The organism is Christiangramia crocea, assembly GCF_022410465.1.
Taxonomy (GTDB): domain Bacteria; phylum Bacteroidota; class Bacteroidia; order Flavobacteriales; family Flavobacteriaceae; genus Christiangramia; species Christiangramia crocea.
Genome location: NZ_JAJSON010000011.1, coordinates 1 through 19,373, shown reverse-complemented (window position 1 = coordinate 19,373; position 19,373 = coordinate 1). Strand labels below are relative to the sequence as shown.

The window sequence follows — 19,373 nt, the reverse complement described above, 5'->3', positions numbered from 1 at the left end:
GGGGCTCGAACCCAGGACCCTCTCCTTAAAAGGGAGATGCTCTACCAACTGAGCTACCAGATCAATAAAAAAACATCCGTCGTTTTGCGAATGCGGGTGCAAATATACATTCATTAATTTATTTTTCAAGGCTAAATTGCTATAATTTTATCATAGTTTTGCCTTCGTCTCATTATAAGCACTTTATTAAATGAATATTTTTCTTTTAGGATACATGGGTTCCGGAAAATCCCATATAGGAAAACAACTGGCAGAAGATCTGGGCTATAAATTTACCGATCTTGATGAAGAGATAGAGATACAGGAAAAAGCAAATATTCCCGAAATCTTTGAAAGTAAAGGAGAGGTGTTCTTTAGGAAAATGGAAAGGCACATGCTTGAGAAAGTCTTGAAGTCTGATTCGTCCTCTGTCATTTCCCTGGGCGGTGGGACGCCGTGTTATGGGAATAATATGGAAATTATAAAGGAGAGCCCAACCGCAACTACGATTTATCTTAAGCTGAAAGTTGAAAATCTTACAAGGCGATTATTTTCAGAAAAGGATCACCGCCCTTTAATAAGTCATTTGGATAGCCCGGAAAAACTGGAAGAGTTTATAAGAAAACATCTTTTTGAAAGAGGCTTCTACTACAACCAAAGTGAACACATTATTAATTGTGATTCAAAGTCTCCTGAAGAGATAATCAGTGAGATTAAAACAAGGCTAGGATAGTTCTACCTTTTCATTGTTTTCTTCCAAAATTACATTTACCGTCTCACTAAGCGAGGTGGAAAGGGAAATTCCTTTGAAATCGACTTTTACGGGATATTTTTTATGATTTCTGTCTACGAGTACAGCCGTTCTGAACTGTTTAAGTGGAACATCCAGGAAATGTCTTACACCATAAATAAGAGTGGTTCCCGAATTAAGAACATCATCGGCAAGAATGACCGATTTATCCTGATACTCTTCAGGGCTTAGAGAGGTTTTGATTTCACCCAGGGGATCCTTTTTGTCCAATTCTACCTTACACAGAGAAATTTTAAGTGGAGAGATATCCTTAAGTTCTTTTTCCAGTTTCCTGGCGAGTTCAAATCCGTTTTTGGCGATTCCGGCAATTATCACTTCATCCTCCCCGACATTGCTCTCATAAATCTGGTATGCAATACGGCGGATTTTATGTTTTATCTGCTCCTGGTTTAATATTGGATGTTTTTTCATTTCTATTTTTTTATGAATTTAAAGAACAGCTCATTTCCCTGTCTTGGTTTTATCGAGTTATAACATCTCTCCAAAGTATCAATTTTGAAGTACGGACTAAAATACGTTAAATATTCCTCTTTACTACCGCCAAAGGGAGGGCCATCAGGCTGAAGTTCAAAATCGAAAAAGACCCCTGAAATCTTAGCCTTTTCCTTTAACAGATCATGAGCTTTCTGGGCATATTCCGGTCTTTTATCAACCGGTATAGCACAAAAAAAAGTCTGCTCCAGAATGAGATCGAAGCTGTCATTTAACTCAAAGAAATCCTCCTGAAGCAACTGACTTTCCGGAAAATCGGGAACCCTGTTTCGAAAATTCTTAAGAGGTTCAGAGGCGATATCACAGACAGTCACGTTCCTGAAACCTTTTTTAAAAAGATATTCGGCCTCGTAAGAGTTTCCTGCTCCCGGGATGAGTATTTTCAGATCCTTATCGTCAAGCTGGTCTATATATTCCTTTATAGGGGTGGATATATGACCAATATCCCATCCGGTTTTATTTTCTCTGTAACGGCCGGACCAAAACTCCTTATTCACGATCTTCCTCCTTCTTTTCTTCCCCGGCATTTTCAAACCAGTCATCTATATCTCTCCGGTCTTTTTTAGTAGGCCGGCCCGTACCTTTTTTACGATAGTAATCCTTGGAATACTTCAAAAGCTCCAGTTTTTCGAAGGCTTCTTTAGGAGTGATATCATGTATATAAAGATTTACCAGCTTGGCGCCCACACGACTTTTAGGGATATCCAGGATCTCCAGTTCATAATTTATCTGGTTTTTTCTCACCCTCAGTTTATCACCAGGAAAAACCTCTTTTGAGGGTTTTAAGATCTCTTCACTGAGTCTCACCTTTCCCTGCTTGCAGGCGTTGGTTGCAATACTTCTGGTTTTAAAATAGCGTACACACCACAAAAATTTATCAACTCTCATAATTTGACCTCTAATTCACCGTTCATATTGAAGCAAAAATACAAGATTATTGTATCTTGCGGCTCCAAAATAAAATTCGAATGAGATTAAACAAAATTTTAGTGATTTGCCTTGCGGCTTTTCTTGTTTTTTCATGTAATAAAGATGATGATAATGGTGTTGAAGTAGATCCTCCAAGAGACAGGGGGGAAGTGGCCATAGAAGATGATCAGGAAATAATAGAATACCTTAATACGCACTTTTATAATTACGAGGAATTCGAAAATCCTTCAGAGGATTTCGATTATGTGGTAAGGTTGGATACAATTACCGGGGATAACTCAGATAAAACTCCTCTTATAGACTCAGATAAACTGATGACTAAAACGGTGAATTATGGGGGGGTAGACCAACAGGTTTATATTTTGAAAGTTAGAGAAGGAGAGGGGCAGAAACCTGCCTTCACCGATTCTACCCTTGTGGCTTACCGGGGCCAGCTTTTGAATAGCACTGTTTTTGACAGCAATCTAAAGTCACCTGTTTGGTTCAATCTTTCGGGATTCGAAGTAAGAGGTTCCAATGGTGCCATTGGTACAGTTGGGAATGTGATAAAGGGATTTTCTGAAGGGTTGGAAGAATTCCGTGCTGCTACTGGTTATGAAGTACAGGCAGATAATACTATTCAATGGAATAATGATTATGGAATTGGAGCAATATTTATTCCTTCAGGACTTGGATATTTTTCCAGTTCCAGAGGTTCTATTCCTGCTTACTCTCCACTAATTTTTACTATCAGTATGTATCATGTAAATGAGGCTGATCATGATGGAGACGGGGTTCCATCCTATATGGAAGATCTGGATGGAGATGGTGATCCTTTTAACGATGACACCGATGGAGATGGCTTAAGCAATCATTCAGATCCTGATGACGATGGAGACGGGAAACCAACTAAAGAGGAATTAGGAGATAAGAATGACGATGGAATTCCCGATTATCTGGATCCGGATATTTTTGAATAAAGGAAATTAATCGAATAAAAAACCGACAGAAATGTCGGTTTTTTTTATGTCTTTTTTTTGTTATTATTTACCTCCAACCGATTGTAAATCCTGGATGCAGGCGTCATCTAATTCAGGAACTCCGCTCCCACTGATCACATCAACTACTCCGCTTCCAAATTCAATAGAAGCTCTCATTAAGCAGCCATCTGTTATACAGTGGCCCTCATTCTCGGAATCTTCATGAGCTGAAACAGGTTCGGTACCAAGATCCACAAGGCCAAATAAATGTCCGAATTCATGATTCAAGGTAGCAGCTTCCATTATTGCCCTGCTGGGAGCGCCATGTCTGCTGGAAAATTCCTTGATGGTCTTTTCATAGACCACCATAGAAGTATTTCTAAAGGCCGAACCAAGAATGAATTTCTCATCATTATCCTTATCATTGCTGCCATCGGCAAAATAGATCCATACGGCTATTTCGTCGCCTGCATTGTAGGCCGTTCTTTCTTCTTTTTCTATTTCGACAATCTCATCAATATTAAATGGTGCTTTCCCTGAAGAGGCCACCGATCTTAAAGTAATTCTAATTCCATCCGGCTTATAAGTTCTATTCTGAAGAAAACTTTTGAATTTGCTAATTGCTTCATCGGTCGGTTTGTTGTTTTCAACATATACTATTTCAATGTTCATTGATGTGAAGTTCACATCACTTAGCAAATCCGTCGCTGAAGCTCCAAGGGTCTTAAGGTTTGCAGTACGGTCTATGCCGCCGTTTTTGGGGTTATTCGGATCTTCTGTAGAACAGGAAAATACAAAAGCAACTGAAACAAAAAGTATGAGTAGTTTTTTTAATCTTATCATGATGAAATTTATGGATTGAGGCAAAAATATGAAAAATAGTGAGTTAGAGGGGTTTTAAAATGGCGAGGTAATCAAAATGCCTGCCTTTTTGTATGATCTCACAACCGAAATTATTCCTTTTGGCTTCTTCCTGAAGAAGGGAAGCATCGATATAAAGCCAGTCAAAAAACTCAGATTTTGAATCCTTGTAGGTTAGTTGATACTGGAGCTCTCCATAATATTCCTCCTGTTGGGGTAATTCTTCATCAGATAGATAGATAAGATCTGATGAGTCTATAAGGATCTGGCCGTCTCCGTTCAAAACTGATCTTGAATGTTTAAAAAATTTGGTAAGATTTTTCAGACGACCTATGATCCCGCTTCCATTCATCAGCATAAGAATGCTGTCGAATTTTTCATCTTTCAGCTCGAAGAAATCTTTGCATTCGGCATTTTTCACACCGCGTTTCCGGGCAATTTCTAAAGCGCCGGGAGAAGTATCAATCGCCAGGCATTCCAGATTTCTAATATTCTGAAGGTAGAGACTATGACTTCCCGCCCCGCAACCAACATCTAAGACCTTTCCTTTACATTGACCCATTGCCTTCTGCTCCAGAGGTGGCATTTCATCAAAATTCCTGAAAAGATAATTTACCGGGATAATATCATCCTCAAAATCGGGAGAATGAACTATTATATCAGTCTTATCATTTTCCTCATAAAAAGCCTTGATGGCTTTACCGAATATATCCTTATTTTTGTCCAATGGAAGAGATTCTTAAGAGTTTACCAGATAAGGCCAAAGATAAGAAGAAGGAGAATAGAAAGTTCTTTTCCAGGCTAAAGAAAAGACCGCCCAAAGATCTTGATTCTCTTATGCTGGAGCTTCATGAAGAGGAATTTTCCCGCACAGATTGTCTTAACTGCGCCAATTGCTGTAAAACCACAGGCCCTTTATTCACTCAAAAGGATATCGAAAGGCTCAGTAAACACTTTAAGATGAAGCCCGGAGATTTCATTGATGCCTATTTGAGACTGGATGAAGAGAACGATTATGTGCTGCAGCAGGTGCCCTGTCCTTTTTTAGGGAGCGATAATTACTGTTCGGTTTATGATAAAAGGCCAAAGGCCTGCCGTGAATATCCGCATACCGATCGAAAGGACTTTCATAAGATTTCAAATATCACAATTAAGAATACGGCCATCTGTCCCGCCGCCTATAATATTGTGGAAGAGATGAAGAGGAGAATTAGTTAATTATTAAAGCAAAATATTGCAAACTGTAACCTGCAACTTTTAAAAACTTGTTTAGTCATAAAGGAGATATTTTTTTCGTACTTCCCCGTACTCCTTTAAACCATCTTGCCATGAGGCTTTAATTTCATTTGCACTCAGGCCTTCCTCAATTTGCTGCTGAAGTTTTTCGGTTCCCGCCAGTTTGGTAAAGAACGAATTAAAGAAATCCTCTTTAGAAGAAGTATGATTATAGGCTTCAATAAGCCATTCCAGATTTAATGAATTTAGCTCCGCAACTTCTGAAAGGTCTTTCCCATGGCATTCCTTTCCCTTATGCTTTGGATGCTGGGCGCCATCCATAGGTTCGGGTGTATAGTGGTAAGAATAATATTCCTTTTCTAAAAATGGAGATCCAAAAACCTGGAACTGCTTATTTGTACCTCTCCCGGCATTCACATTGGTTCCCTCAAAAAAGCAAAGGCTTGGATAAAGGTTAATGGATTTATCGTTTGGAAGATTGGGTGAAGGCTTTACCGGAAGGGAATATGTTTTTGAATGGTCATAAGATTCTATTTCAATAACCTTCAATTCACATTGAACTCCATCTTTTAACCATTTTTCGCCGTTGATCATTTTGGCATATTCCCCTATCGTCATTCCATGAACTACAGGAACCGGGTGCATGCCCACGAAACTTTTATATTCCTTTTCCAGGATTGGTCCGTCAATATAAGATCCGTTAGGATTAGGACGGTCGAGCACCAATAATGGGATATTGTTCTCAGCACAGGCCTCCATTATATAATGTAAAGTTGAAATATAAGTATAGAACCTTGCCCCTACATCCTGGATATCGAAGACGAGCATATCAAGGTCTTTCAGCACTTCAGCCGAAGGTTTCTTATTCTCTCCATAGAGGGAAATAACCGGCAGGCCTGTTTTGGTGTCAATACCATCTTTTACCACCTCACCGGCATCTGCAGTACCACGGAATCCATGTTCCGGAGCGAAGACCTTTTCGATCTGTATGTTATATTTTAAAAGGGAGTCCACCAAATGTATATAATCGCCTTTTTCAGTTTTTATGATGGAGGTCTGGTTGCCCACAAGTCCGATTTTCTTATCCTTTATAAGAGGCAAATAGGCCTGGGTGTTATTTGCCCCGGTCATTATTTCCGTATTTTCAGGCTGCTCTTCTTCCTGTTTAATGATCTGAGATTGATCGTTGATCCGTTTATTATTGTTTCCGCAGGAAAGAATTCCGCTAAGAAGGAATAAAAATGTAATTTTGGGCAATCCCTTAATCATGGTATTTTGAATTTTGAGTATTTCGTTGTTAAACGACTTATAAGCACTAAAAAGTATAAAAGTAGCATATCTGCTCCTATAATTAAAATCGCCATAACGGCTATAGCGATAGGGGTTATCATGATGCTGGTATCCTTTGCTACGGGACTGGGACTGCAACAGAAGATAAGGGATAAGATTGCCGCTTTTAACGGGCATATAAATATCTCCAGTTACGACAATAACAGTTCTAAAGTTTCCCTTATTCCCGTTACTACAAAACAGGATTTTTATCCGGAGTTTACTACTGTGGAAGGGATTGAACATGTGCAGGCTGTTGCCACGGATTTTGCCGTGATCAGGACCGAAACCGACTTTGAAGGTATTATCGTAAAAGGAGTGGGCAATGATTATAAATGGGATTATTTCGAAGAATTCATTACTAAAGGCAGGTTGCCCGATTTTTCTTCCAAGCTTAATGATGAGGTCCTTATTTCAGAATATCTTGCTAACAGGCTTCAGCTGGAAGTCGGGGATAAGGTGCCTACTTATTTTCTGAGAGAAGAGAGTGAACGGCCATTGGTAAGAGGCTTTGAGATCACAGGAATTTATGATTCCGGTTTTCAGGAATTTGATGAGCTTTATCTTATTGCCGATATCAGACATATTCAGCGTATTAATAACTGGGAGGAAGACCAGGTTGGGAACTTTGAGGTATTCGTGGAAGACTTTGACGAACTGGATAAAAAGGGAAATGAAGTTTATGAGAACACCGGTTCCTTCCTGGACACTCAAACCATCAGCCAGAAGTATTATTCAATTTTTGAATGGCTCTCACTTTTTGATTTTAATATAGCCCTGATTATCGGGATCATGATCCTGGTAGCGGGGATAAATATGATCACTGCGCTCCTGGTGCTTATTCTTGAGCGCACCCAGATGATTGGAATTCTTAAAGCTCTTGGAGCAGCCGACTGGAGTATTCGAAAGATCTTTTTATACAATGCGGCATATCTTATAATTCTCGGACTGTTCTGGGGAAATTTGATAGGAGTCGGACTTCTGGCCCTTCAAAAATACTTCAAACTCGTACCGCTGGATCCGCGTACCTATTACGTAACCGAAGTTCCCATTTACCTGAACTGGGATTATGTCCTTTTCGTGAATGTGGGTACGCTTATTTTATGTATGATTATGCTTTTGATCCCTTCGGTGATCATTTCTAAAATTTCACCTGTCAAAGCCATAAAGTTCGAGTAATTGTTTCGACCAAAGGGTTAAGCAATTGCAATACTTGGGTTTAGGTTTCAGGATTTTTTACATTTGCAGTCTTAAAAAATTAAAATGGAATACGCTGAAAATATATTAGGTACCATTGGTAATACTCCTTTAGTGAAGATGAATAAGATCGTGAAGGATATTGATGCTTTGGTGCTTGCCAAATATGAGACCTTTAATCCGGGGAATTCTGTCAAGGACCGTATGGCGGTGAAAATGGTGGAAGATGCTGAAAAGAAAGGATGGTTAAAGCCTGGAGGAACCATTATTGAAGGTACTTCGGGAAATACAGGAATGGGACTTGCGCTGGTAGCGATCGTGAAAGGTTATAAGATGGTATGCGTGATGAGCGATAAGCAGAGCAAGGAAAAGATGGATATCTTAAAAGCTATGGGTAGTGAGGTGATTGTTTGCCCTACCGATGTGGCTCCCGATGATCCACGGTCTTATTATTCCACCTCAAGACGGATGGCAGAAGAAACACCAAATTCATGGTATGTGAATCAGTACGATAATCTTGCGAATACAAAAGCTCACTATGAGACCACGGGACCTGAGATTTGGAAACAGACCGACGGAAAAGTAACACATTTTGTGGTGGGTGTGGGAACAGGAGGAACAATTTCTGGTGTTGGAAAATACCTGAAAGAGCAAAATCCCGATATCAAAGTCTGGGGCATCGATACTTTTGGTTCGGTTTTTAAAAAATATCATGAAACCGGAATTTTCGATGAAAACGAGATTTACCCATATGTGACAGAAGGAATAGGAGAGGATATCCTTCCTAAGAATGTTGATTTTAGCGTGATAGACGGTTTTACGAAAGTGACCGATAAAGACGCGGCGATATATACCCGGAAACTCGCGAAAGAAGAAGGATTTTTCCTTGGTAATAGTGCGGGCGCGGCTGCAAAAGGATTGCTGCAGCTAAAAGATAAGTTTAAAAAAGATGATGTGGTGGTAGTGCTTTTCCATGACCACGGGAGCCGTTACGTGGGGAAAATGTATAATGATGAATGGATGAAGAAAATGGGCTTTATTGAATAGCCTTTTGCTTTTCAGGATAAGTTACCCCCGCTTTTAGCGGGGTTTTTTATGCTAAGAAAAAATTAAAGCCTCTTTTATAATTTTAGAATCGGCCGAAATAAGCTATTTTCAGAATATAAAAAATCATTATGAAGAAAATTTACTTACTCTTATTTGGCCTTGTTTTCCTATGCTCCTGTAGCTCAACTTTGGATGTGAAAAACAATGAGGAGCCGGAAGATCCAAGATTTAGCTATCTGGCCCTGGGTGATTCTTATACCATTGGGGAAAGTGTGGTTGAAACTAAGCGCTGGCCGGTTCAGCTAGCTGAGCAGCTAAGAGCCAGAGGTTATAAAATGGCGGCTCCCAAGATAGTGGCAAAAACAGGATGGACCACAGAAGACCTTTTAAGGGGAATGGAAAATGAATTAAGTATCCAGAGAGATTTTGACCTGGTGTCGATTCTTATTGGTGTTAATAATCAATATCAGGGAAAACCTATCACCGAATATGAAGAGGAATTAAGGCAGATTTTCAGAAAAGCTATCAATCATTCCAAAACGAGGGAAAAAGGTGTTTTCGCGGTGAGTATTCCTGATTATGGTTATACTCCTTTTGGTTCTGCCGATCAGGAAGAAATAAGTGCGGAAATAGACCAGTTCAATGCGGTGTTTAGAAGAGTGGCAGAAGATTTTAATGTGGACTTTTATAATATCACACCTGTCTCCAGGGATGCCGCTGAGAATCCTGAACTTATCGCCAGCGACAACCTTCATCCCAGCGGACTTATGTATAAGTACTGGGTAGATCAGTTCGTGAATCAGGTGGCAGAAAAATTACCCTGATAAATTTTATATCGCTCGTATTTTCAGTTCTTTAATTTGATAAATTTGATGAATGCGGGAAGATTTTTTACATCATTTATGGAAGTTTCAGAAGTTTGATTCTGAGGCCCTAAAAACTTCGGAAGAAGAGGATCTGCTGGTCCTTAATCCGGGGAATTCTAATGAATTATCGGGACCGGATTTCTTCAACGCCAGGATTCAGATTGGAAAACAGCTTTGGGCGGGAAATGTGGAGATACATCTGAAATCTTCAGACTGGTATTCCCATCAACATGAGAAAGATCAGAATTATGATAATGTGATACTTCATGTGGTTTGGGAACATAATGTGGAAATTTTCAGAAAAGATGGATCCTGTATTCCCACACTGGTGCTGAATGGTAAGGTGGGTGAGGAGATTCTTTCTTCCTACACAGAATTAATAGAAAAGAAACATTTCAGGATAAATTGTGAGAAGGAGTTTGCCAATTTTGAAGATTTCCAGGTTGAACACTGGCTGGAAAGGCTCTATTTTGAAAGGCTGGAAAGCAGGTCGGTACAAATAGATCACATTCTCTCCAGTACCGGCAATAATTGGGAAGCTGCTTTATTTATAATGTTGTGCCGCAGTTTTGGACTCAACCTGAACGGAGAAGCTTTTATGGGTATGGCCCGGAGCTTTGACTTTAAAATAGTTCAAAAACTTGCAGGTGAAAGACTTTTGCTGGAGTCTCTGTTTTTGGGTCAGTCAAAATTACTCACGGGTGATGATAAATATGCCAAAGAGCTTCAAAAAGAATACAATTTTTTGAAACACAAATTCTCCCTGCGGAATTATTTTTTAGCCCAACCCCAGTTTTTCAGATTACGACCGGATAATTTTCCTACCATAAGGCTGGCTCAGCTGGCTGCTGTTTATTCAGATAGGAAGGACCTCCTTCAGGATATAATAAATTCATCTAATTTAGAGGATATCTACAGCCTGTTCGATGTCGAGATTTCGGAATACTGGATGGAGCATTATAATTTTGGGAAATCACATCCCCCAAGAAAAAAGAAACTCACTAAGGCTTTTGTTGATCTAATAATATTAAATAGCATACTGCCTCTGAAGCATTATTATTCAAAATATACAGGAGAGAATAATGAGGAGCTTATCCAGGAACTTATTTCTGCCATTCCGGTCGAAAAGAATTCCATAATAGAAATATTTGAGAAGTTAAGGCCGGGAACAGCCCGTAATGCACTGCATTCCCAGGCGCTACTGGAACTAAAAAAGGAATATTGTGACCTTAATAAATGCCTTCAATGTGAATTGGGAGCGTCCCTTCTTAAAAAATCTCCGAAATACATTTAAATTTGTAGTATGACGACTCTGGTTTCCAATATTAGATATTACCTTGAAAAACATGGTTTTTATGTATCTTCCCGCTTAGCCGATAAGCTGGGTATGCGGGCTAAAAATGTAAGGCTGTTCTTTATATATGCTTCTTTCTTTACCATGGGAGCGGGCTTTATAATCTATCTAACCCTGGCCTTTTGGCTTAAATTAAAAGACCTAATCTATACCAAGCGAACTTCGGTATTCGACCTATGAGAGAACTGATTGATTCAAGAATTAAACTTGCGATAATACTGATAATTCTGGTATTTCTAACCGGAGTGGTTGGTTTTAGGTTCCTGTATGAATACACGTGGATAGATGCGCTGTATATGACCATAATAACCATAAGCACGGTGGGTTATGGAGAAGTTCAGCCTATGGATACTTATAGTAAGGTCTTCACTTCGCTATTTATAATTTCAGGGCTTTTTATTTTTGGTTTTGGGCTGTCTACCATTACAGAGCATATTTTGAATAAGAACAATATTGGTAATCTAAAGCTTAATAGAATGAGGAAAAAAATAGACTCTTTTAAAGATCATATAATTGTATGTGGATATGGGCAGAACGGAAAACAGGCTGCTCAAAAGCTGGTAGATTATCATCGTGATTTTGTGGTGATAGATGAAAATGAAGAAGTGTTCCAGGGGATTCAAGACAATGGTATGAATTATATTATTGGTAACGCGACCGAAGATGATGTTCTTATGGGTGCCGGAATAGAAAGAGCATCCACTCTGATCTGTACCCTGCCCAGGGATGCGGATAATCTTTTTATTGTGCTTTCAGCCAGACAATTGAATAAGGATTTAAGAATAATTAGCAGGGCTACAGAAGAAAATAGCTACAAAAAACTGAAACTGGCAGGTGCAGATAACGTGATAATGCCAGACAGGATAGGAGGGAGTCACATGGCATCCCTGGTAGTAGTGCCAGACCTTGTGGAGTTTTTGGATAATCTTTCTGTTTCCGGTCAGCAAGATAGTATAAATGTGGAGCAGATACCTTTCTCTAAGGTTTGTTCTGACGGAAAAGAAAAAACCATTGCAGAGACCGATATAAGGAAGCGAACCGGCTGTTCTATAATAGGTTACAAATCACCTTCAGGTAATTACGTGGTCAACCCTGAGCCGGGCTTAAAACTGGAAAAGGAATCAAAACTCATTATGATCGGTAGACCAGATCAAATTGAAAGTTTAAAGAAACTGTTTTCAGTATGATTATAAATTGACGGGAAATTGTTTCTTGGTCGGATTTTTCATTAACAATTAATTCACAATTTAACTCCCAAAAGTTTGAAATAGCCTAATTTTTTAGCATATTCACCCGCTGTAATTTTAACGTTAAATTAATAACCAAAATTCTATATGAGAAAGTATTTGCTTTCAATGTTCTTTTTATTTTCAATTTTTGGATTGTCTGCACAAGAACTGGATGTAAAAGCGAAAATTGGCAACCCTTCGAACGTAATCAATAATGGATTCATAGAACTTGATGTGACTGGAGGAACTCCGCCATATCAATACAAATGGTCCAATCAGGCGACTAGCCTTGAGTCTAACAGAACTGAAGGATTAACAGAAGGAATATCCTACAGCGTTGTGGTTACAGATAGCGAGGGGAATTCAGTTGAAAAGGAATATACTGTAGAAGCTGAGGCAATTACCGAGCATTTTAACGGAACATTTGCTCCCATAGTTGCTGGTATGGGGAGTGTTCTTTTTTGGGACCCTTTTTCAGCAACGGGGATATATGATCCGGTAGTTTACGCCGATGTAAAAAGGATCGCGGCTCCGGAATGGAATGCCCAGGAAGATGCAAAATTTATTCTTAAAGAGTGGAAAGTAGCCGAAGGAGAACATGTAAATGAAGGAGATCTTGTTGCGGTTGTGACTAAAAATAATGAAGACCTTAATGTATATGCGAATGCTAAAGGTACTTTAAATCATTTTCTGGAGGAAGGGGAAGTCATCTACAATTCAGAAAACAAGCAACACGTGATTGAACAGGGTGCTCAGTATTTCGCGAGTATCGAATACGATGAGCCTGTTGCTCTTCTTCACCCTAACGGGGACCCTCAGCAAAAGAATATCCCTTTTATAGTTGTATGGCTTGTACTTGGAGCCCTTTTCTTTACACTCCGTTTAGGTTTTATCAATATAAGAGGTTTTAGGCATTCACTTGAACTGGCTAAAGGTAAATTTGATGATCCAAATGCACCGGGACAGGTAACACACTTCCAGGCATTGGCAACTGCCGTTTCCGGTACTGTGGGTCTTGGTAATATTGCAGGTGTGGCTGTGGCTGTTTCTTTAGGGGGAGCCGGTGCTACAATGTGGATGATTCTTGCCGGACTTCTTGGAATGTCTTCAAAATTTGTAGAATGTACACTTGGTGTAAAATATAGATTTATTAATTCTGAAGGTCGTGTTTTTGGTGGACCTATGAACTACCTTAGATATGGTCTTGAGAAAAGAAATAAAAGAGGATTAGGTAAATTTCTTGCCGCTTTCTTTGCCATTCTGGCTATTGGAGCCTCTTTTGGAGGAGGAAACATGTTCCAGGCAAACCAGTCTTTCTCGATACTTGCAGGTGAATTTCCGATGCTTGTTGGAAACGGTTTCTGGTTTGGTGTTGTAGTTGCAATCTTCGTAGGAATTGTAATTATTGGAGGTATTAGCAGTATTGCCAAGGTTACTGGTAAAATTGTACCTATAATGGCTGCAATTTATGTGGTAGGAGCTTTTGTGGTAATTGGTGTGAACTTTGAAAATATAGGTCCTGCTTTTGGAGCTATTTGGGATGGGGCATTTAGTCCCAGTGCACTGAAAGGTGGAATTATTGGAGTTCTAATTGTAGGTTTCCAACGTGCCGCCTTCTCGAATGAAGCGGGGGTAGGATCGGCAGCGATAGCCCACTCCGCGGCAAAAACCAATCATCCGCCATCTGAAGGATTTGTAGCTCTTTTGGAACCCTTTATTGATACTGTGGTAGTGTGTACGCTTACTGCCTTAGTGCTTATCTTTACAGGAATGCATGAAGTTGAAGGTGTAGGCGGAGTTGAACTTACTTCAAGTGCATTTGGAAGCGTAATCTCTTGGTTCCCTTATGTACTGGCAACGGCCGTTTTCCTTTTCGCGTTCTCAACAATGATCTCATGGTCTTATTATGGAATGAGAGCATGGACCTATTTGTTCGGGAAGAGTAAGAAGAATGAGATGGTTTATAAGTCATTATTCCTTGTGTTTGTAGTGGTTGGAGCTTCTGTTAGTTTGGGAGCTGTTCTGGACTTCTCAGACATGATGATCCTGGCCATGTCATTCCCTAATATTATAGGCTTGTACATTATGATAGGCGAGGTTAGTGATGATCTTAAGGAATACTCTCACCGACTCAAGAAGGGTGAACTATTCCAGAAACCAGCCAAACAAAAAACTGAAAAGGCCGAAGTCTCTTAGGGCCTTATAAATAAAATGAAATTTCTTAGATCCCATTTTGCGCTTTCAAAGAGTCAGCAGAATGGGATTTTTATTTTGGTGATCTTCATAATTGTTTTCCAGGGAATACTCCTTTTTGATTTCTATACCGGGAATGGCCCTGAAACTGTTCCTGCAGCAAAGATCGAAGCTTATCAAAGACAACTGGATTCATTAAATAGAAGTCAACCAGGAAATAAGGATACCTTGTATCCTTTCAATCCTAATTTCATTACTGACTTTAAAGGATACCAGTTAGGGATGAGTGTAGAGGAGATAGATCGATTAATGTTTTACAGAGGTGCTGATAAATGGATCAATTCTGCTGTAGACTTTCAAAGGGTTACAGGAATTTCTGATAGCCTGTTACAGGCGATCAGTCCTTCCTTCAGATTTCCGGAATGGACTCAGAGATCTGTACCCGTGATATCAACGGGAGTGCCGAAAACCCCAGTAAATACCCCCGACCTTAACGCCGCTACTGCTGAAGATCTTGTAGTGGTGAATGGGATAGGAGAAGTGCTGTCTAAACGCATTGTAAAATACCGCAACAGCATAGGAGGGTTTAGAGCGCCTATTCAGTTAAATGATGTTTACGGACTTTCCCCGCAAGTTGTGGAGAATATCCTGATGAAATTTCAATTAATTAGCGTGCCAGATACCGAGCTGAAGGATATAAATTTGATTACAGCCGGAGAGTTAGCAGAAATGCCATATTTTAATTATGATCTGGCTCAAAAAGTAGTTACTTATCGCCGACTGCATGAAAACATTAGCTCCTTTGAAGAATTATCAAAAATCGACGGTTTTCCTTCCGATAAAATCGACAGAATTAAATTATATTTGGCCATAAAGTGAAATTATGGGAGAATTTCTTGCCCAAATTCAGAATGATTCATCAAAAAAGGCTGTTTACTAAGAATTAATCAGTCAAAACAATATAAATAGGAATGAGTAGATATTTTACAGAGGAACACGAAATGTTCAGGAAAAGTTTTCAGGAATTTTTGCAGAAGGAAGTAGTGCCTCATATAGATAAATGGGAAGAAACCGGTACTATCGAGCGTTTTATATGGAAGAAGTTTGGTGAGATGGGCTATTTTGGCCTGAACCAGCCAGAGAAATATGGTGGGATGGACCTGGATCTTTTCTATACTGTGATATTCCTGGAAGAATTACAAAAGATCAATTCCGGTGGTTTCGCCGCGGCCATGTGGGCGCATGCTTACCTGGCTATGACGCATGTTAAAGTGGAAGCCAGCAATGAACTGAAAGAAAAATATCTGGTTCCTGCTATCGAAGGGGAAAAAATAGGCTGTCTTTGTGTATCTGAACCTTTTGGAGGTTCAGATGTTGCAGGAATGAAGACTACTGCGATTAAGAAAGGAGATAATTACATCATCAACGGTTCAAAAACATTCATTACCAATGGCGTTTATGCCGATTTTTACGTGGTAGCGGCCAAGACCGATCCGGGTAAAGGTAATAAAGGAATGAGTATTTTCCTTATTGATAAGGAAGTAGAAGGTATATCAGCAACAAAATTGAATAAACTGGGCTGGAGAGCCTCCGATACTGCGGAGCTTGCCTTTGACAATGTGCAAGTGCCAGCTGAAAACCTGATGGGAGAGGAAGGCAAAGGCTTTAGTTATATCATGCAGCATTTTGCCATGGAGAGATTGATCATGGGGATCAATGCACATGCGAGATCTGAATTTGCACTGGACTATGCGTTGGGGTATATGAAAGAACGTGAAGCTTTCGGAAGAACTCTGGATAAATTTCAGGCTTTAAGACATTCTGTGGCAGAAATGGCCAGTGAGATAGAGGTGATAAAGGAATTCAACTATTCGGTAGCCCAAAGACTTAATGACGGTGAGTATGTAGTAAAAGAAGCCAGTATGTCTAAACTGCTTTCTACTAAGATCGCAGATGAGGTTGCTTATAAATGTCTTCAGATGTTAGGTGGTTACGGATATATGGAGGATTACCCAATGGCACGACTGTTTCGCGATAGCAGGTTAGGACCTATAGGAGGAGGGACTTCAGAAATTTTGAAGGAAATTATCGCTAAAATGGTAATTGACAAAAAGGAATATAAACCAGCTTCCAAATAGATTATAGTTCAGATATTCAAAGTTATACCAACCCCGGGATTATTCCCGGGGTTGATCTTTTAAGTCATCATAGAAGGTCTTTCTGATCTTGGAACCTGATATAAAAGAATCTTTCATCTCCTCGTCACTATAGAACTTATTGGTTAGGTTTTCATCACTTACAATATCTTCCTCATTTCTTCCTTCTCCAAGAGCCTTTAGTACATTGTCTCTAATTTCTTCAAGCATTTTCATGTACTGCTCATATTCAGCATAGGTCGCGATATTTCCATGACCGGGAATAATTTTAGTATTCTCATTGATCAGTGACAAACCAGTTCTGGCTGCTTCAATATCTCCATTTACAGTACCGCCACTTTCCAGGTCTATATAGGGAAACCTTCCGTTGAAGAATGTGTCACCTGTATGTAAGACGTTGCTTTGTGGGAAATATATAAGAACATCACCATCGGTATGGGCATTGTGGACGTGAGCTACAACCACATCATTTCCATTAATATGTAAATTAATGTTTTGATCGAAGGTGACTACGGGAAAGCCCGCGTTCGTCTCAACATCTTTTATAAGTCTTTTTCTAACATTTTCGTGAGCAAAGATAAGCGCACCATCTTCCTGGAAATTGGCATTTCCTCCTACATGATCTCCGTGGTGATGTGTGTTCACCAGGAATTTTACTGGTTGCTCACTTATTGTCTTCAGTTTGTCGCTAATCTTTTGGGAGAGGGGTGCAAATTGGTCGTCTATCATAAAGACCCCGTCTTCTCCGGTAAGAATACCTATGTTTCCTCCTGCTCCTGTAAGCATATATACATTTTTATTTACGGGAACTATTTCAATTTCAACATCATCAAAATTCTGGAACGCTAAAAGTGGTGTGCAGCTAAGCAGGAATATTAGAGTGGTAAGATTAATGGTTTTCATAATTCTATTATTTAGATGCTTAATTTACAGAAAATTATAAAATCCCCTTGTTTTAATTGTCCGGCCATTAAATATCTAAAATAAATATTGGCAGATAATTTAAATGGATTATCTTTGCAGCCGATTCCAAAAGAAAGGAGGTGATGACACTATGTTAATTATACCAGTTAAAGACGGAGAAAATATAGATAGAGCTCTTAAGCGTTTCAAGCGTAAGTTCGATAAGACAGGAACTATGCGTCAGCTAAGAGATCGTCAGCATTTTACAAAACCTTCTGTAGAGCGTAGAGCTCAGATTCAGAAAGCTGAATATATCCAGCACCTGAGAGACGCAGAAGATATCTAGTATTTTTGCTAGAAGGTTGTAAAATCAATCAGTAATATTAAAAACTGTTGGTAGATTAAAGTTTAGTAACTTTGTTTATCAACAGTTTTTTTATGCCCTTTTCTGCCTTTCTAGATTATCTTCAGCTTGAAAAGAAGTATTCTGTTCATACGGTTTCGGCATATGCCAAAGACCTGGAGAGTTTTCAGAGTTTCCTGAACGAAACATTTGAACAGGATGAGGTGCAGAAGGTTAATTATTCACAAATACGAAGCTGGATAGTTCATCTTTCCGAATCCGGTATTTCCAACAGAAGTATTAACCGGAAAATCTCCTCTCTTAAAGCCTATTACCGTTTTTTGCTGAAAACAGGTCAGATAGAATTCTCTCCGCTAACAAAACACAAGGCTTTAAAGACATCCAAAAAAGTTCAGATCCCTTTTTCTGAAAAAGAAATTATTCAGGTTCTTGAAAATATCGACGATTCCACTTTTGAAGGGATTCGCGATAGATTCGTTGTGGAGTTGTTTTACTCCACCGGAATAAGAAGGATAGAGCTTATTGAAATTAAACTGAACGATCTCGATCTTGGTGCAGGAGTTTTAAAGGTGTTGGGGAAACGGAATAAAGAAAGGTATATTCCGCTAATAGAGTCCGTAAAAGATACAGCTAGTAAATACCTTGAGTTTAGGGAGGCTTTCGAAGGTTCGGCAACTAAGGAGTATCTTTTTTTAACTTCCAAAGGAGAGAAACTATATGAAAGTTTTGTTTATAGAATTATAAATAATTATTTTAGTGAGGTGTCTGGTAAACTAAAAAAGAGTCCGCATATCCTGCGGCATTCGTTTGCCACTCATTTATTGAACCAGGGTGCTAATCTAAATGCAGTAAAAGAATTGTTGGGTCACTCCAGTCTGGCAGCGACTCAGGTCTACACTAATAACAGCATTGCCGAACTTAGTAAAATTCACAAACAGGCTCACCCTCGGAACAATAAGAATTAACATAACCATTTGTTTAATTAAATTCTACAGGATATGAAAGTAAATCTGCAGTCTGTAAACTTCAATGCCGATCCAAAACTGATTGACTTCACTCAAAAAAAACTTGATAAACTGGAAACCTATTTTGATAAGATTATTTATGCCGACGTTTACTTTAAGGTTCAAAATACCAGCGGCAAAGAAAACAAGATTACTGAGATTTTACTTAGTATACCCGGCGGAGATATAATGGTAAAGAAAACCTGTAATAAATTTGAAGCATGTGTTGATGAGTGTGTTAATTCTTTACAAAGACAACTCATCAAAAGAAAAGAAAAAATGAGCGCTCATGTTTAGCTGATTTTTTCGAGAATTATTTTTTGATAAAGGAATAATTTATATACATTTGCAGTCCGTTAGAAATAGCGGACTTTTTTATGCTGAAAAGCTAGCGTAAAAGGCCGATGTAGCTCAGCTGGCTAGAGCAGCTGATTTGTAATCAGCAGGTCGTGGGTTCGAGTCC

General features: G+C 39.2%; 22 protein-coding genes. 15 read left to right on the top strand and 7 right to left on the bottom strand.

What is annotated here, in order from left to right; all coding sequences use genetic code 11:
- Window positions 1–190: 190 nt before the first annotated feature.
- Window positions 191–712 carry a shikimate kinase gene (locus LU635_RS03830; protein ID WP_240096357.1) on the top strand — a complete coding sequence of 174 codons (522 nt, stop codon included), beginning with the start codon at window positions 191–193 and terminating at the stop codon, window positions 710–712.
- Here the strand turns inward: LU635_RS03830 and LU635_RS03825 are convergent.
- Genes LU635_RS03825 through LU635_RS03815 form a run of 3 tightly spaced genes read right to left on the bottom strand, consistent with a single transcriptional unit; the run spans window position 704 to window position 2,170 of the window.
- Window positions 704–1,201, bottom strand: a complete 498-nt coding sequence (locus LU635_RS03825; protein ID WP_240096355.1) for a phosphoribosyltransferase family protein — start codon at window positions 1,199–1,201, stop codon at window positions 704–706. The two genes, LU635_RS03830 and LU635_RS03825, sit on opposite strands and share 9 nt — an antisense overlap.
- A 2-nt stretch (window positions 1,202–1,203) precedes the next feature.
- Entirely contained in the window at window positions 1,204–1,824 is a 621-nt protein-coding gene (locus tag LU635_RS03820) for a methyltransferase domain-containing protein (RefSeq protein ID WP_240096354.1), read from the bottom strand.
- Window positions 1,772–2,170 (bottom strand): RNA-binding S4 domain-containing protein, encoded by a 399-nt coding sequence (locus LU635_RS03815; RefSeq protein ID WP_240096352.1) that lies wholly within the window; start codon window positions 2,168–2,170, stop codon window positions 1,772–1,774. The genes LU635_RS03820 and LU635_RS03815 overlap by 53 nt, the downstream gene beginning before the upstream one ends.
- Window positions 2,171–2,250: 80 nt before the next feature.
- Between LU635_RS03815 and LU635_RS03810 the strand changes: the two genes are divergently transcribed.
- A complete protein-coding gene (locus LU635_RS03810) occupies window positions 2,251–3,171 on the top strand; it encodes an FKBP-type peptidyl-prolyl cis-trans isomerase (protein WP_240096350.1) in 921 nt (306 codons plus the stop codon).
- Between the two features lie 63 nt (window positions 3,172–3,234).
- Here the strand turns inward: LU635_RS03810 and LU635_RS03805 are convergent, their stop codons facing one another.
- Complete coding sequence (locus tag LU635_RS03805; protein ID WP_240096348.1) at window positions 3,235–4,014, bottom strand: zinc metalloprotease; 780 nt, start codon at window positions 4,012–4,014, stop codon at window positions 3,235–3,237.
- Between the two features lie 43 nt (window positions 4,015–4,057).
- Entirely contained in the window at window positions 4,058–4,759 is a 702-nt protein-coding gene (locus LU635_RS03800; RefSeq protein ID WP_240096346.1) for a class I SAM-dependent methyltransferase, read from the bottom strand.
- Here LU635_RS03800 and LU635_RS03795 point away from each other — a divergent pair.
- Window positions 4,759–5,250, top strand: a complete 492-nt coding sequence (locus LU635_RS03795; protein ID WP_240096344.1) for a YkgJ family cysteine cluster protein — start codon at window positions 4,759–4,761, stop codon at window positions 5,248–5,250. The two genes, LU635_RS03800 and LU635_RS03795, sit on opposite strands and share 1 nt — an antisense overlap.
- A gap of 51 nt (window positions 5,251–5,301) precedes the next feature.
- On the opposite strand, the gene LU635_RS03790 is transcribed toward LU635_RS03795, so the two are convergent.
- Entirely contained in the window at window positions 5,302–6,537 is a 1,236-nt protein-coding gene (locus LU635_RS03790; protein ID WP_240096342.1) for an exo-beta-N-acetylmuramidase NamZ family protein, read from the bottom strand.
- 6 nt (window positions 6,538–6,543) lie between these two features.
- Between LU635_RS03790 and LU635_RS03785 the strand changes: the two genes are divergently transcribed.
- From LU635_RS03785 to LU635_RS03745, 9 genes are all read left to right on the top strand, one after another.
- On the top strand, window positions 6,544–7,776 hold the full coding sequence (locus tag LU635_RS03785) for an ABC transporter permease (RefSeq protein ID WP_240096340.1): 1,233 nt from the start codon (window positions 6,544–6,546) through the stop codon (window positions 7,774–7,776).
- A gap of 84 nt (window positions 7,777–7,860) precedes the next feature.
- Window positions 7,861–8,841: a PLP-dependent cysteine synthase family protein gene (locus LU635_RS03780; RefSeq protein WP_240096338.1), complete on the top strand. Its 981-nt coding sequence runs from the start codon at window positions 7,861–7,863 to the stop codon at window positions 8,839–8,841.
- Window positions 8,842–8,969: 128 nt separating this feature from the next.
- Window positions 8,970–9,665 carry an SGNH/GDSL hydrolase family protein gene (locus LU635_RS03775; protein ID WP_240096336.1) on the top strand — a complete coding sequence of 232 codons (696 nt, stop codon included), beginning with the start codon at window positions 8,970–8,972 and terminating at the stop codon, window positions 9,663–9,665.
- Window positions 9,666–9,717: 52 nt separating this feature from the next.
- Entirely contained in the window at window positions 9,718–11,001 is a 1,284-nt protein-coding gene (locus tag LU635_RS03770; RefSeq protein ID WP_240096334.1) for a DUF2851 family protein, read from the top strand.
- A gap of 9 nt (window positions 11,002–11,010) precedes the next feature.
- Window positions 11,011–11,241, top strand: a complete 231-nt coding sequence (locus tag LU635_RS03765) for a PspC domain-containing protein (protein WP_240096332.1) — start codon at window positions 11,011–11,013, stop codon at window positions 11,239–11,241.
- The gene (locus LU635_RS03760; protein WP_240096330.1) at window positions 11,238–12,248 is read left to right on the top strand and encodes a potassium channel family protein; all 1,011 of its coding nucleotides are present in this window, start codon (window positions 11,238–11,240) and stop codon (window positions 12,246–12,248) included. The genes LU635_RS03765 and LU635_RS03760 overlap by 4 nt, the downstream gene beginning before the upstream one ends.
- Before the next feature lie 147 nt (window positions 12,249–12,395).
- Entirely contained in the window at window positions 12,396–14,486 is a 2,091-nt protein-coding gene (locus tag LU635_RS03755; RefSeq protein ID WP_240096328.1) for an amino acid carrier protein, read from the top strand.
- Window positions 14,487–14,501: 15 nt separating this feature from the next.
- A complete protein-coding gene (locus tag LU635_RS03750) occupies window positions 14,502–15,362 on the top strand; it encodes a ComEA family DNA-binding protein (protein WP_240096326.1) in 861 nt (286 codons plus the stop codon).
- Window positions 15,363–15,454: 92 nt separating this feature from the next.
- Window positions 15,455–16,621, top strand: a complete 1,167-nt coding sequence (locus LU635_RS03745) for an acyl-CoA dehydrogenase family protein (RefSeq protein ID WP_240096324.1) — start codon at window positions 15,455–15,457, stop codon at window positions 16,619–16,621.
- Window positions 16,622–16,660: 39 nt separating this feature from the next.
- On the opposite strand, the gene LU635_RS03740 is transcribed toward LU635_RS03745, so the two are convergent.
- A complete protein-coding gene (locus tag LU635_RS03740) occupies window positions 16,661–17,542 on the bottom strand; it encodes an MBL fold metallo-hydrolase (RefSeq protein WP_240096322.1) in 882 nt (293 codons plus the stop codon).
- A 151-nt stretch (window positions 17,543–17,693) separates the two neighbouring features.
- On the opposite strand from LU635_RS03740, the gene rpsU reads away from it, so the two are divergent.
- The 3 genes from rpsU (at window position 17,694) to hpf (ending at window position 19,207) form a co-directional block, all read left to right on the top strand.
- On the top strand, window positions 17,694–17,888 hold the full coding sequence (gene rpsU / locus LU635_RS03735; RefSeq protein ID WP_026933820.1) for a 30S ribosomal protein S21: 195 nt from the start codon (window positions 17,694–17,696) through the stop codon (window positions 17,886–17,888).
- A gap of 92 nt (window positions 17,889–17,980) precedes the next feature.
- Window positions 17,981–18,871: a tyrosine-type recombinase/integrase gene (locus LU635_RS03730; protein WP_240096320.1), complete on the top strand. Its 891-nt coding sequence runs from the start codon at window positions 17,981–17,983 to the stop codon at window positions 18,869–18,871.
- A gap of 33 nt (window positions 18,872–18,904) precedes the next feature.
- Complete coding sequence (gene hpf / locus LU635_RS03725) at window positions 18,905–19,207, top strand: ribosome hibernation-promoting factor, HPF/YfiA family (RefSeq protein WP_240096318.1); 303 nt, start codon at window positions 18,905–18,907, stop codon at window positions 19,205–19,207.
- Window positions 19,208–19,373: the final 166 nt, after the last annotated feature.

Coding starts and splice junctions, on each gene's coding strand:
- LU635_RS03830 (WP_240096357.1), top strand. CDS start 191: ATGAATATTTTTCTTTTAGGATACATGGGTTCCGGAAAATCCCATATA.
- LU635_RS03825 (WP_240096355.1), bottom strand. CDS start 1,201: ATGAAAAAACATCCAATATTAAACCAGGAGCAGATAAAACATAAAATC.
- LU635_RS03820 (WP_240096354.1), bottom strand. CDS start 1,824: ATGACTGGTTTGAAAATGCCGGGGAAGAAAAGAAGGAGGAAGATCGTG.
- LU635_RS03815 (WP_240096352.1), bottom strand. CDS start 2,170: ATGAGAGTTGATAAATTTTTGTGGTGTGTACGCTATTTTAAAACCAGA.
- LU635_RS03810 (WP_240096350.1), top strand. CDS start 2,251: ATGAGATTAAACAAAATTTTAGTGATTTGCCTTGCGGCTTTTCTTGTT.
- LU635_RS03805 (WP_240096348.1), bottom strand. CDS start 4,014: ATGATAAGATTAAAAAAACTACTCATACTTTTTGTTTCAGTTGCTTTT.
- LU635_RS03795 (WP_240096344.1), top strand. CDS start 4,759: ATGGAAGAGATTCTTAAGAGTTTACCAGATAAGGCCAAAGATAAGAAG.
- LU635_RS03790 (WP_240096342.1), bottom strand. CDS start 6,537: ATGATTAAGGGATTGCCCAAAATTACATTTTTATTCCTTCTTAGCGGA.
- LU635_RS03780 (WP_240096338.1), top strand. CDS start 7,861: ATGGAATACGCTGAAAATATATTAGGTACCATTGGTAATACTCCTTTA.
- LU635_RS03775 (WP_240096336.1), top strand. CDS start 8,970: ATGAAGAAAATTTACTTACTCTTATTTGGCCTTGTTTTCCTATGCTCC.
- LU635_RS03770 (WP_240096334.1), top strand. CDS start 9,718: ATGCGGGAAGATTTTTTACATCATTTATGGAAGTTTCAGAAGTTTGAT.
- LU635_RS03765 (WP_240096332.1), top strand. CDS start 11,011: ATGACGACTCTGGTTTCCAATATTAGATATTACCTTGAAAAACATGGT.
- LU635_RS03760 (WP_240096330.1), top strand. CDS start 11,238: ATGAGAGAACTGATTGATTCAAGAATTAAACTTGCGATAATACTGATA.
- LU635_RS03755 (WP_240096328.1), top strand. CDS start 12,396: ATGAGAAAGTATTTGCTTTCAATGTTCTTTTTATTTTCAATTTTTGGA.
- LU635_RS03750 (WP_240096326.1), top strand. CDS start 14,502: ATGAAATTTCTTAGATCCCATTTTGCGCTTTCAAAGAGTCAGCAGAAT.
- LU635_RS03745 (WP_240096324.1), top strand. CDS start 15,455: ATGAGTAGATATTTTACAGAGGAACACGAAATGTTCAGGAAAAGTTTT.
- LU635_RS03740 (WP_240096322.1), bottom strand. CDS start 17,542: ATGAAAACCATTAATCTTACCACTCTAATATTCCTGCTTAGCTGCACA.
- rpsU (WP_026933820.1), top strand. CDS start 17,694: ATGTTAATTATACCAGTTAAAGACGGAGAAAATATAGATAGAGCTCTT.
- LU635_RS03730 (WP_240096320.1), top strand. CDS start 17,981: ATGCCCTTTTCTGCCTTTCTAGATTATCTTCAGCTTGAAAAGAAGTAT.
- hpf (WP_240096318.1), top strand. CDS start 18,905: ATGAAAGTAAATCTGCAGTCTGTAAACTTCAATGCCGATCCAAAACTG.